The sequence below is a fragment of the Rhizobium sp. P32RR-XVIII genome (assembly GCF_012641395.1).
Lineage (GTDB): Bacteria > Pseudomonadota > Alphaproteobacteria > Rhizobiales > Rhizobiaceae > Rhizobium.
In genome coordinates this window covers 64494-77456 of record NZ_JABAIH010000014.1, presented here as the reverse complement: position 1 = coordinate 77456, position 12963 = coordinate 64494, and the positions used below count along the sequence as shown (strand labels likewise).

Annotated in this window: 11 protein-coding genes; 7 read left to right on the top strand and 4 right to left on the bottom strand. The window is 61.7% G+C overall.

All coding sequences use genetic code 11. The annotated features are described in order from the left end of the window. Positions 1-29 precede the first annotated feature (29 nt). From HGP14_RS27490 to HGP14_RS27460, 7 genes are all read left to right on the top strand, one after another. Entirely contained in the window at positions 30-1043 is a 1014-nt protein-coding gene (locus HGP14_RS27490; protein ID WP_205927368.1) for a LysR family transcriptional regulator, read from the top strand. A gap of 15 nt (positions 1044-1058) precedes the next feature. After that, positions 1059-2009, top strand: a complete 951-nt coding sequence (locus tag HGP14_RS27485; RefSeq protein WP_168833036.1) for a LysR family transcriptional regulator — start codon at positions 1059-1061, stop codon at positions 2007-2009. Positions 2010-2157: 148 nt separating this feature from the next. Further along, entirely contained in the window at positions 2158-4230 is a 2073-nt protein-coding gene (locus HGP14_RS27480; RefSeq protein WP_168833035.1) for a hydantoinase/oxoprolinase family protein, read from the top strand. Continuing rightward, on the top strand, positions 4217-5986 hold the full coding sequence (locus HGP14_RS27475) for a hydantoinase B/oxoprolinase family protein (protein WP_168833034.1): 1770 nt from the start codon (positions 4217-4219) through the stop codon (positions 5984-5986). Before HGP14_RS27480 ends, HGP14_RS27475 begins: the two co-directional genes overlap by 14 nt. Positions 5987-6004: 18 nt before the next feature. Next, a complete protein-coding gene (locus HGP14_RS27470; RefSeq protein WP_168833033.1) occupies positions 6005-6829 on the top strand; it encodes an NAD(P)-dependent oxidoreductase in 825 nt (274 codons plus the stop codon). A 23-nt stretch (positions 6830-6852) separates the two neighbouring features. Continuing rightward, on the top strand, positions 6853-7611 hold the full coding sequence (locus HGP14_RS27465) for an SDR family NAD(P)-dependent oxidoreductase (protein WP_205927367.1): 759 nt from the start codon (positions 6853-6855) through the stop codon (positions 7609-7611). Between the two features lie 176 nt (positions 7612-7787). Further along, positions 7788-8861 carry an ABC transporter substrate-binding protein gene (locus HGP14_RS27460; protein WP_168833031.1) on the top strand — a complete coding sequence of 358 codons (1074 nt, stop codon included), beginning with the start codon at positions 7788-7790 and terminating at the stop codon, positions 8859-8861. A 40-nt stretch (positions 8862-8901) separates the two neighbouring features. Here the strand turns inward: HGP14_RS27460 and HGP14_RS27455 are convergent, their stop codons facing one another. From HGP14_RS27455 to HGP14_RS27440, 4 genes are all read right to left on the bottom strand, one after another. Next, entirely contained in the window at positions 8902-10446 is a 1545-nt protein-coding gene (locus HGP14_RS27455; RefSeq protein ID WP_168833030.1) for an ethanolamine ammonia-lyase reactivating factor EutA, read from the bottom strand. Positions 10447-10482: 36 nt separating this feature from the next. Further along, positions 10483-11088: a cupin domain-containing protein gene (locus HGP14_RS27450; RefSeq protein ID WP_168833029.1), complete on the bottom strand. Its 606-nt coding sequence runs from the start codon at positions 11086-11088 to the stop codon at positions 10483-10485. Between the two features lies 1 nt (position 11089). Then, a complete protein-coding gene (locus HGP14_RS27445; RefSeq protein WP_168833028.1) occupies positions 11090-11722 on the bottom strand; it encodes a cupin domain-containing protein in 633 nt (210 codons plus the stop codon). A 96-nt stretch (positions 11723-11818) separates the two neighbouring features. Further along, positions 11819-12820, bottom strand: a complete 1002-nt coding sequence (locus HGP14_RS27440; protein WP_168833027.1) for a tripartite tricarboxylate transporter substrate binding protein — start codon at positions 12818-12820, stop codon at positions 11819-11821. Positions 12821-12963: the final 143 nt, after the last annotated feature.

Sequence of the window (12963 nt, the reverse complement as noted above, 5' to 3'; positions counted from 1 at the left end):
CGACTTGCTCAAGCTTCTCTATACAAGCTTTGACCGTTCCACTATCCATAGGCTTGATCTTCCGCGTCGTCGAGGGCCGCGCCATCAATATCAAGCAGCTTCGCTATTTCGTCAAAGTCGCTGAAACCGGGAACATTACTCGGGCGTCGGAACGTTTGAACGTCGCGCAGACGGCGCTGGGGCAGCAGATCCGCCAGCTTGAGGAATCGCTCGGGGTGCAGCTTTTCGTGAGGCATTCGCGCGGCATCTCGCTGACAGAGTCAGGCGAGGTGCTGTATCGGCATGCCCTATCCATCCTTGCTGCGATGGAGGAAGCGCGCCGCGAGGTGATGGCGCGCAGCGAGAGCAAAAGGGAGGCCATCAATCTCGGAATCACGCCCAGCATCCAAGCGCTGATCGGGCCGGACCTGCTCGAAACTGCGCCGCTGAAAATCCCGAGGATATCGCTCCGCATCGTCGAGGAACTGAGCTTCGTGCTCGTCGACGCACTCCTGCGTCGTGAACTCGACCTGGCATTGGCCTATGAGCTCGACCATCGCAAGGAACTGGTGACGACGTCCGTGGCCGAGGAGGAGCTGCTCTTCGTCGCGAGTGCCAAGACGCAGCCGCAGCGAGACTTTATTACCTTCAAGGAGGCGGCACGGACCGACCTTGCGCTTGTCAGTGAGCGCGACATTGTCTGGCGGCTGATGCATGATGAGGCCGCTCGCTTGGGCATCGACATGAACGTCGCCTTCCAGGTGCAGTCCATGCCGGCGATCAAGGCACTCGTCGCGCGCGGCGCAGCTACCAGCGTGGTACCTTACGGGCTGATGGCCGAAGAGGTAAACCAGGGCCTGGTCGTTGCCTGTCCTATCCGCGAACCGTCGATCAAGCGGACGCTGTATCTGACCAACGCCGCCGGCCGATCCGCTTTCGTCAACGAAAAGGCGCTGATGGGGTTTCTGGGTTCGATGGTGGGCTTGCTCGTCGAGAGGATGGGTCCTTATGGCGCTTTGATCGGCAAGCGCGCCGCTTTTGACACGCCGCCGGGAAACGGCTGAACTCGTTAGATTGAGATGGACGATACGACCATAAATCTTCGGCAGCTGCGCTACTTCGCCACGGTCATCAAGACGGGCAGCATTTCGGGTGCTGCCCATCGTTTGGGTCTGGCGCAGACGGCGATCAGCCTGCAGATCCGTGATCTCGAGCTGGCCGTCGGTGTCAGTCTCTTCAAGCGGCACTCGCGCGGCGTCGAGCCGACAAAGGCCGGCGAGTTGCTTTACGACCGCTACAACGAATTGGAACGCTTCCTCCAACAGGCGCTGAAGGACGTGCGCGTGGCCGGTCAGGCGGTAGCGAAGCCTTTCATCATCGGTCTGACACCAAGCCATATGCGTCTTGTCGGCGCCGATATCCTGCTGTCCGCATCACAGCGGCTAGGCTCGACGCCGGTGAAGCTGGTCGAGGAGCTCAGCTATGCGCTGATCGCGGCGGTGGAACGGTCGGAGCTCGATCTCGCTTTCGCTTATGACGTTGAAGGTCGCACCGGCCTCGTGCGCGATGCGGTGATCGAAGACGAGTTGCTCTTCGTTACCTCGGCCGCGAAGAGCAAGGGGGAGGGGCCGATCAGCTTTGCCGATGCACTGCAGGAGGAATTGTTCTTCGCCGGCGAGAAGGGCATCGTACCCCTTGTCCGGCAGATGGCGCAACGTCTGCAACTGGATCCGCTGATCCGCTCCGACATGCAGTCAGTTCCTGCCATCCGCGCCCGGATCGCCGAAGGCGGAGCCAGCTTCCTGCCCTATGGAACGGTGGCCGATGGTGTGAGCCGCGGCATCTTCGCCATCCGCCGCATCGAGCGGCCGGTCCCCAGCCGCACGCTTTTCATGATCCGGCGCAACGAAGAACATTCCCCGCTCGAAGACAGTGCAGTCGGTCCCTTCATTAAGGAGGTTGTGCAGCATATCTGGCTGGCCTCGCGGCCTTACGCCACGATCGTCGATCCGCGCTTTGCCGATTGCTAGGGCAGGGCCATAGCAAAAAACTAATAGCTCATCGCTTTCAACGGTCTTGGACACCAAGACCCGATCTAACTACCTTCTCCTCAACAACAAACGAGACGCGGCATCGGGCCGATGCTCTCGCAAGTTATTGATTCATGAGGAGAAAGCTATGGGGGGCTATCGGGTCACCGTCGATACGGGCGGTACCTTTTCCGACTTCGTCTATATGGATGAAGCGACTGGCGAAACATCGATTTCGAAGGTTCCTTCGACGCCGGACGACCCGTCACGGGCGATCCTTTCCGGTATCGAGCTGCTGTTGCAGAAGGGCGTTAAACCCGAGCAGATCAGCTATTTCTGCCACGGCACGACAGTGGGCACCAATGCGCTTTTGGAAGGCAAGGGCGCCAAGACAGGACTGCTCGTCACCAAGGGCTTCCGCGGCATTTACGAGGTCGGTGAGCAGGCAAGACCGCATGGTCCTGCCATCTTCGACGTAATGTATGAGCGGCCCGCGCCGATCGTGCTGCCGTCTACGACCGGCGAGGTTTCCGAGCGCGTCATTTTCGATGGCAGCGTGCTTCAGGATCTCGACGAGGGCGCATTGCGCGAGACATTGAGGGACCTGCGCTACGAGGGCATCGAGTCGGTTGCCGTCTGCTTGCTGTTCTCCTTCCTTCAGCCGCGACACGAGCAGCGTGTCCGCGAGATCATCCGTCAGGAACTCCCGGACTGCGAAATTTCACTCTCGTCGGAGATCGTGCCCCAGATCCGAGAGTATCACCGGCTGAGCACGACCGTCGTCAATGCTTATCTGCAGCCGATCCTGGCACGCTATATTGCCCGGCTGGCCGACAAGCTGTCCTCGATCGGCGTCGATACGCCGCAGAAATTCATCATGCAGTCGAATGGCGGCATGGCAACTTTCGCGACGACGGCGAGGAAGGGTGTCACGACGGTTCTCTCCGGCCCTGCCGGCGGCGTGACGGCAAGCGTCGCCATGGCGCGTTCCACCGGCTGGAACGACATCGTCACCTTCGACATGGGCGGCACATCCTGCGACGTGGCGCTGATCAAGGGCGGCGCGCCCGTCATCAGCAATCGCGGCAAGGTCGAAGGCCGCGACATCGCCATGCCGATGATGGACATTAATACCGTCAGCGCCGGCGGTGGCACGCTTGCCGAGGTCGATCGCTTCGGCGTGCTGCAGGTGGGGCCGGAAAGCGCCGGCGCCGTGCCGGGCCCGGCCTGCTACAGCCGCGGCGGCACCAAGCCGACGATCACCGATTGCAATCTCCTGCTCGGCTATCTCTCAGAGGATAATTTTCTCGGCGGCCAGATGCGCCTCGACACGGCAAAAGCACAAAAGGCCGTGGAAACCGCCGTCGCCACGCCGCTCGGCATGGATGTCCGCGATGCCGCGGAAGGCATCATCAAGATCATCGACGTGAAGATGGAAGAGGCGATCAAGGCCATTTCCACCATGCGCGGTCACGACCTGCGCGATTTCATGCTGCTGCCGTTCGGCGGCGCCGGCCCGCTCCATGCGTGCCGCATCGCCCGTGATCTCGGTATGGCCGGCATCGTCGTGCCGTTGCATGCCGGCGTCTTCTCGGCCATGGGCCTCATCATGTCCGATGTCACCCATGACTATGTCCGCTCCCGTCTGGCCCAGCTCGACAAGGTTGCGCCGGAAACGGTGAGCGAGATCTTTGCGGACATGGAGGCGGATGCGCTGGCGGAACTCAGCGAGGAAGGCTTCGGCCCGTCGCAGATCCGCATTACCCGGGCCCTGGACATGCGTTATGCCGGCCAGGGTTACGAGCTGACCGTCGCTGTCGAGGATGTGGGCAGCCGCGCGGCACTCGATGAAGTGCGGAAGCGCTTCGACGACGAGCATGAACTGATGTTTGGTCACAAGGCCTCCGGCGAATCCGTGGAGATCATCTCTTACCGCGTCAAGGCGGTCGGGCTCGTGCCGCCTGTCAATGCCAAGCAATACCAGCCTCAGGGCGGCACGGCTGATGATGCCTTCCTCGGCCGCCGGCGGGTACGGATGGATGGTCGCGATATCGAATGCGCCGTCTATCAGCGCGAGCGTCTCGATGTCGGCATCACCTTCGACGGGCCCGCGGTGATCGAGCAATTCGATTGCACGACCGTGGTGATGCCGGAGCAGACGGTCCGCGTTGATCAATTCAAGAATCTGGTAGTTACGGGAGCCAAGAATGCTGCAGCGTGATCTTTCAGCAAAACCGACGGCAATCGAGCTGGAGGTGATCCGGGCAAGCCTTGGCGGCATTGTTTTGGAAATGCAGAACTCACTGTTCCGCACAGGCTTTTCCACAATCATCCGCGAATCCCAGGATGCCTCTTGCGCACTGCTCGACGCCAATGCCGCCGTCATTGCCCAGCACGTTGTGCTGCCGTTGCATCTCGGCGCCTTCCCCGCCTGCACCGCAGCCGTGCTGCGCGCCTTCGGCGACGACATTGCGCCGGGCGATGCCTTCCTCATCAACGACCCCTATGAGGGCGGCAGTCCGCATGCACCTGATATGGCCGTCATCACGCCGATTTTCTTCGAGGGCACGCTCTCGGGCTTCTGCGCGAGCATAGCGCATAAGGGCGATATCGGCGGTCCGGTGCCGGGTAGTTGCTCGGGCCAGGCGCGCGAAGTCTTCAACGAAGGACTCCAACTGCCGCCGGTGCGTTACCAGCGCAATTTCCAGCCGTGGGGAGACATCGAGCGTATCATCGCCGCCAACAGCCGCACGCCGGCCTTGGTGCTCGGCGATATCCGCGGTCAGCTCGGTTCGGCGCGCCTTGGCGAGCGCCGGATGGAGGCGCTGTTTGGCAAATTCGGCCTCGACAAATGCCTCGCTGCCTTCGACGAGCTCGGCCATATCGCCGAGCGTCGTATGCGGGCGGTGATCGAAACCTGGAAGGACGGCACCTTCGAAGCCGAGCGCTTCGTCGATGACGACGGCATCGAGCTTGCGAAACCGGTCCGCATCCATGTGCGCGTCGAAAAGACCGGTGACGCGATGCATTTTGATTTCAGCGGCTCGGCGGACCAGACGCGCGGGCCGGCCAATATCCGTCCGCCGCTTCTGCAAGCGGCCTGCGCCTATGCTTTGATCTCGCTGGTCGACCCGAACATCTTCATCACCAGCGGCATCCTGAAATCCTACGCGGTGACGGCTCGGCCGGGGAGCGTCGTCAACCCGCGCTATCCCGCACCCGTCAACACCTATAACCCGACGGTACACGCGGTCGTCGATGCGATCTTCGCGGCCCTTGGCCATGTCGTGCCGGAGCGCTCGCGGGCGGATGGCTGCGGCAGCCGCTCGATCATCCTCGGCGGGCGCAGCACCAATACGGGCAAGGGCTATGTGCAATACGAGATCGTCGGCGGCGGCGCCGGGGCAAGGGCAAGCCGCGACGGTGCGTCGGGAACGACGGTCAACCAGAGCAATGCCAAGATCGCACCCGTCGAGATCATCGAGAGCGAATTCCCGACCCGCCTCATCGCCTTCGAGCTGATCAAGGATTCCGGCGGCGCCGGCAAGTTCCGGGGAGGCCTCGGCATCCGGCGGAAATACCTGAACCTGGCCGATGCGCGCTTCTCGATCCGTTCGACCAAGCACGTCATCCCGGCTGAAGGTTATTCCGACGGATTGCCGGGGCGCACGGGGGATATCCAGGTCAATCCGGACCGCGAGGACCGGAAGCGATTGCCGACACGCTGCGCCGACTACCCGCTGATGGCCGGCGATGTCTTCGAACTGGAGACACCCGGCGGCGGCGGCTACGGCGACCCGCTGACGCGGGATGCCGGCATGGTGCTTGCCGACGTCCGCGAAGGCTACGTCTCGCCGGAGAGAGCGCGTGAATTCTACGGCGTCGCCATTGTCGTCGGCACCGAAGGGTTTGCCATCGACGAGAAGGCGACGGCAACACTCAGAGCCTTGAATGAAAAACGGGCCGCTTCGGCCTGATTGGGAGGAATGACAGAGATGGATGTGAATGCAACCAAGAACCCTACGGCCGGCGTTATCGGCCTCGGCGCCATGGGCTATCAGATGGCCCGGCACCTGAAGGAAAAGAACTTCTCGATCACCGGCTATGATGTCTCTGCCGACGCGGTGAAGAAATCGACCGACATCGGCATCACGGTCGGCAGTGATATCGCCGCCGTCGGCAGCCGCTCGGATGTCGTCATCGTCATGGTGCAGACCGACAAGCAGGTGGTCGACGTCATTGGTCCGGGCGGACTCCTGGCCTCGATGGCGCCTGGATCCGTGATCTGCATCGCCAGTTCGATTGCCCCGGAAACCTGCCGCGAGCTCGAACGCCAGGCCGCGGAGCGCAACATCGGGGTGCTCGACACGCCAGTCGTGCTTGGTCAGGAAGCGGCCGACAACGGCACGCTCACCGTCTTCGTCGGCGGCGAGGCGAAGTGGCTGGACAAGGCCCGGCCGGTGCTTTCCGCCTTCGGCCGCAACATTCTGCATATCGGCCCGAGTGGCACCGGCCAGATCGCCAAGACGGCCAACAACATGCTGCTCTGGGCCTGCATCTGCGCCAATTACGAGGCCCTTAGCCTCGCCCGTGCGCTCGGGGCCGATGTTCCGACGCTGGTTGCGGCCTTGAGCCATTCCAGCGGCGCCAATTGGTCGCTGTCGCGTTGGGGCAAGAGCACTGGCAAATGGGCGGAGAAGGATCTGGATGTCGCCCTCGACCTCGCCCAGTCGGCCAAGCTACCGCTGCCGCTGAACGGTCTTGTCGACCAGCTCATGAAAACGATGAACCGCGAGAAGATGCAGAGCCTGCTCGCCTGAGTATGGATCAAGGAGGACGAGAGTTGGAAAAGAAGCTTGAAGGTCAGGTTGCCATTGTTACCGGTGCCGGCCGCAATATCGGCGAGGCGACGGTGAAGCTGCTGGCGGCCAGCGGCGCTTCCGTGGCGCTTGTCGACGTCAACAGCGATCTCGCATCCGGCGTTGCGAGGGCAATCCGCGAAGAAGGTGGCGCGGCAGAAGTCTTCACGGCCAATATTGCCCTGGAAGCCGATGTCACGAAACTCGTGGCCGACGTGACTGCCCACTTCGGCAAGGTCGATATCCTGGTGAACAATGTCGCCATCAGCGACAACAAGCATATTCTCGACGTCACCAAGGAGGAATGGGATCGGGTGATCGCGGTGACGCTGACCGGCACCTTCCTGATGTCGAAATATGTCGCGACCCAGATGGTCGCCCAGGGACATGGCGGAGCGATCGTCAATATCGGCTCGACCTCCGGCTTCTACGGCCGCCCTCGCGCGATCGCCTATACAGCGGCGAAGGCGGGTGTCGCCAATCTCAGCCGCTCGCTTGCCGTCCAGCTCGCCAAGCACAAGATCCGCGTCAACTGCGTGGTGCCGAACAAGATCGGCTCGCCGGTCGGCAAGGACACCTTCGATCCGACGCGCCCGGTCGTGAACCTGCGCGATCGGCCCGGCGTGCCGGAGGATCTGGCCCGTGCCATCCTGTTCCTGGTCTCACCGGATTCCGACTTCATCGACGGCACGACGCTCTTCGTCGACGGCGGTGTTTCGGCCTTGATGCCGGGTTCAGAGTAAAAAAGGTCCAGGCGCCCGCGCATGATGTGCGGGCGCTTATGTGAGGCCGGCCGCAGAGGAGCGGTCCGCCGATCACAAGACATGTCACCGCTCATTCATCGACGCCGCCGGCCTGTGTCGCGCGAGTGGCTTCGGCCAGGGAGAGACACGTTGTTCGCATAAAAAGGGAGAGAGATATGCGACAGAACATTCATCGCAGTTTACGCAAATCCGTGCTTGGCTTCGCCGCTGCGGCGATTGCCGCCGTCGGCCTCGCAGCCACGGCATCCGCGCAATCGGCCTCGGTCGACGCCATTGCCAAATATGATGGGGCGGACCGCCTCGAAAAACTTGCGGCGGGGGCCAAAAAGGAAGGCGCGCTCACCGTCTATACCTCCTTCACGGTCGATGACATGAAGGCCGTCACCGATGCCTTTACCGCCAAATACGGCATTCCTGTCGAGGTATGGCGCGGCTCGTCCGAAGACGTCCTTCAGCGCGGCCTGACCGAGATCAAGGCCGGCCGCTACAGCGTCGATGTCTTCGAAAACAGCGGCCGCGAGCTGGAAGCCCTGGCCCGCGAAGGCGTGCTGGAGCCGATCAATTCGCCGACGCTGCCGGAGATCCTGCCCGATGCCGTTCCTGCGCACCATATGTGGGTCGGCTCGCGCATGAACCTCGTCGTCGGCGTCTACAACACAAACCTAGTGCAAAAGAGCCAGCTGCCGAAATCCTGGGATGGCTTCCTCGATCCGCAATGGAAGGGAAAGCTGGCCATCGAATACGAGGATTACGATTGGTTCTCCGCCATTGCCCAGGAATTTCCGACAGAAGAGCAGGGCATCGATTTCTTCAAGAAGCTTATGGCCACCAACGGCGTTTCGGTGCGCAAGGGTCATACGCTGCTCACCAATCTCACTGCGTCCGGCGAAGTTCCGCTCGCCTTTACCGTCTTCGACTTCACCGCCAAGCAGGTAAAGAGTGACGGTGCTCCGCTTGATCTCTTTACCATCGGAGCGATCCCGGCGCGGCTCAACGGTGTTGCCGTCTCGAAATACGCGCCGCATCCCAATGCGGCCATCCTGTTCCATGAATACATGATCAGCGAGGGACAGCAGGTGCTTGCCAAGCGCAATGTGACGACGACCAATATCAAGCGTGTTCCGCTGCCGGCGGATACGAAGATCAAGATTATCAGCCCCGCCTTCCTGCTCGACCAGGGCAAGAAATGGAGCGATCTCTACGAGCAGATCGTCACTGCCGAGCGCTGAGCTTGCGAGGCGGGAGGGCCGCGGCACCTCCCGCCTCATTCTATCGCGTACCGAAAAGCAGTGTCTTGATCGTCACCGGCACCGTGAAGGATGGCAGCCGGACGCGACCGACGTCGACAAAATCGAAGTCGCTTGCTTCGATGCCGTCAAGCACCATCACTTCGCTTGCAACCTGCAATTCCTCCTTGAGGATGGCGCCGAGGCTGCGGGCGATATCGCCTGAAACGAGGATATAAAGCGGCACGTTACGGGAAATCTGGGCTGCCAGGCCAGAGGTAATCCCTTCTGCCAACGCCCTCAGCCGAGGATAGGCGGGCATCCCGCCGAACCCGAGCGAGATTGCGATGGGGCGGGATGGATCGATATCGAAGGCGGCGACATGCCCTTCGATCGACGTACCGATTTCGGACGCGACAAGCGTATCGGCTTCGAGGTGGATAAGCGGGCGGAAGACCTGGAGGTTGCGGCGAGGCAGAAGCGTTGCCGGCGACGAGATGAAAATCGTGTCGCCGCTCAGCCTGACGCTATGCTCGGAAGCGCCAAGCACGGTAGCGCGGATGCATTCACCGGGCGGAAGCAGAGGGTAGGGCAAGAGCCCCGTATGGATGCGCTCCCGCAGTGTGGTTCCGAGTGTGCGGCCGAGATCGCTGAAATCGCGTTTCTCCCTGTCGTACACATATTCCCCAACTCCACCGGCAAACATGACACCATCGACGGCAGCCTGCCGCAAAGGCGCAGTCAGCAAGGTTTGCTGGAGCGTTTCCGACATGCGCCCGGTGATGGCGTCGAGGATCGTATCTGCCATCGTGGACGCGACGGCGCGGCGCACGGCGGGATCGATCACGCCGCCGACCTCCCAATCAAAACCGGCGCGACGGGCGTAGGCAGCGCCGGCCGCGTCGAGGCGGCGGATGCGGTTTTCTTTGTCGATGACGGCAAGGCGTCCGCCGGCAGCAAGCGCGGCGGTTTCGACGATGCATCCGTTTTCCACGACCGCGAGCTTCGTGGTAGCGCCGCCGATATCGACCAGGAGGATGCGCCGCCCGCCCTCCTGCCGCGAGCACTCGACCGCGCCGGAACCATGGGCGGAGAGCCTTGCCTCCATATGATCGCCGGCCGCCGCGCAGACGAGTTCGCCGACCGTTTCGGAGACGAGGCCGGCGATCGCATCGGCATTGCGCCGCAAGGCCGCCTCGCCAGTCAGAATGACGACACCTGTCTCGATATCGTCAGGCGTTAGTTCCGCAGCCTCGAATGCATTGCCGAGGATGGCGAAGAGCCGGCTCTCGTCGATCAAGCCGTTTTCGTCGAATGGCGTCGGCGCGATGGGGGAGAGGAAAAGCGTCTCGCGCCGATAACCCGGGCTATCCGTACCGGTGTACGCCATCGACAGCCTGGAGAAGGCGACCTGCGTGCTTGAAGAGCCGATATCGATGCCGGCGCTCAGGAACGTCACCGGCTTCAGGATGTCGGACTCTTCGGGAAAGTCGTGATCATGGTCGTGGTCGACCATACCGGAACCATGATCGTGGTCGTAATCGGCACCGAGGGCGTGGTCGTTGATCGAGTGAGGTCTGTCCGCCACGAGCAATACTCCGTCATCGGCGCCGAGGGTGATCGCTCAGCGCCGGTTACCCCGGACGTAGTCCCTGATGATCTCATCGGTCAAGACGACACGCGGATCATATTCCGGCGCATCATCGAGCTGGTCGAGCGTATTGAGACCGATCTGCTTGAAGATGCGGTTGGTTGCCGCGATCAGTCGGGCGGGACGATCCGGATCGAGATTGAAGTGCTGATGAATGGTGTTCGGCGGGATGTAGATCACATCGCCGGCTTCCCATTCATAACGCTTCTTTTCTTCCTGCGGCACCCATTCGAAGGCATCCACGACCTCCACATCGCAGTCCTGATGGATATCGTAACCCTTGCCCTCGATGACGTAGATACACTCCTCGGCGAGGTGCCGATGCCGGCCGGAGCGGGAGCCCGGCGGAATGATCTGCATATAGGCGTCAACGGTCTCCATGCGGGTATTCATGTTCTCGTTGATCAGGTGCTTCAAAAGCCCCTGGCGGGACATTTCCCATGGCAGTTCGCCCGGCTTCAGGATTTTCTTGCGGCGGGAATTGCGCGAGGGTGCGTCCTGCGCATCGTCGAGCAAACGCTGATAGAGGCGCTCATTGGCCGCGCCGTTCAGCCATACGGAGGTTTCATCCCAAGCCATATCAATAGCCTCCCTTCGGATGGTTCAGATCTTCTTCCGCTTCGCGTACCTCAAAGCCAAAACTTTCCTCCGTGTCGTCGACGGAGCGGTCGATAACCGTCTTCTGGAAGAGCATGTTGAGGAACATGTACATCGGCTTGGTCTTGATCACGATGGCGCGCGCCGGCCGTTCCTTGCTGGCGTTGAAGTGCTGGTGGACGCAGTTGTTGTGAACGATAACGACGTCGCCGGCTTCCCAGTCGTAACGAACGCCGTCATGGATTTCGTAGCCGGTGCCGTCGAGAATGTAGAAGGCGGCCTCGTTGACATGCGCATGCTTCTGCGACGCGGCGCCGGGCGCGTATTCTTCCAGGTGCAGGTGGAAGGTCTGGGTGATCCCGTCCTTCGGCTCGACATAGTGGCGGGTGAAGGCCTGCGGCCCGTCGACGAAGGCCGTTTCTTTCGCCTTCTTGACACGCGGGACCGAGCGTAAACGATCCAGCTCTTCCTTTAGGTTGTAGGCGCCTTGGATAGGACGAACGAAGACGCGGTCTTTCTTTGATTGATAGAGCCCCGCGATCTTCTCATCGCGGGTCAGGTGTTTGGAATTGTGGGAGATTCCGGGTGTCTCCTCCCGGTCTTTTTTCTGGTCCATATGATCCAGGTCCTTTCTGCTTTCGGAATTGTGAATTGTCGGACACCGCTTCAGCCCGGCAGCATGTCGGCCGGCGACAAGGGCTCAAGGCACCTCCTATTGCCCCGAAGACAGCGACTGCTTGATGAGCGCGACGGTTTCGGGCGATTGGGTGAGCGCCGATTTGATCGCAGTGGCGACATCCTCGCCGATCATCGCATCGACCGGCAAGCCGAGGCCGTCGGCCTTGGCGATGAGCTCCGGATCGGTAATCGCTCTGCGGTACGCCTCGCGAAGAGTAGCCAGCCGCTCGTCCGGCATACCGGCGGGGCCGGCGGTCAGGCGGGCGATGGTGCCTTGAGAGGCGATCAGCGCGATAACCTGCTTCGCCTCGTCGGTGGAGGCGAAATCGGCCATCTGGGGCAGCGTCGTGTCGTTGCCGCCGATCTGAGCCAGGAACTTGCCGTTACCCTCGCTGACGAACTGCTCGTAGCTTGAGCGGAAGGCGACGACGCCCTGGATTTCGCCGCGGATCATGCCGAGCTGAGCCTCGTTGCCGTTATAGCCGCTGATGATCTTGACCGGCAGGCCGACGGCCTGTTGCAGCATGATGGTTTCGACATAGGAGCCGCTACCGACCCCATCGGCGGCGAATTTGATCTCGCCTTTCCCAGCCATCAGTTCCTCGATGCTGTCGATGCCGGATTTGGTGGAGACGACCACGACGCGAGGATCGGACGCCGCCTTGCCGATCCAGCTCATGTTGCCCAGATCGAAACGGACGCCGGAAACGCCGGCGAGCTGGCTGTAGATGAGGCCGGTGTTGAACGTCCCGAAGGTCAATCCGTTCGGCTCCGAGGCGGCGATGAAATTGGTGCCGAGGACATGGCCGGCGCCGGGCATGTTGCGGACGACAAAGGTGGAGCCGGGCAGATATTTTTGCATGTATTGCGCCACAAGCCGCCCATAGGTGTCGAAGCCACCGCCCGGACCGATGGTGACGATATAGTTGACGGTCTTGCCGTCGAAGAATTCCGCCCCCTCCTGCGCAGCGACAGGCGCCGCCAGAAGGACGAGGGCGACGCCCGCGGCGGCGAGCCTATCAACGATGAGATTCATGTTTTCCTCCTCCAAAATCGATCAATTTATGAAGTCCTACGCCGCAGCCCTCCCAGCCGTGACGGGGTCTTCCGCGGACCCGGGCAAGATTCAATCTGCTTCAAGCGAATGGTCCCTCCGCCAACCCTTTCCGAAGACAGGGT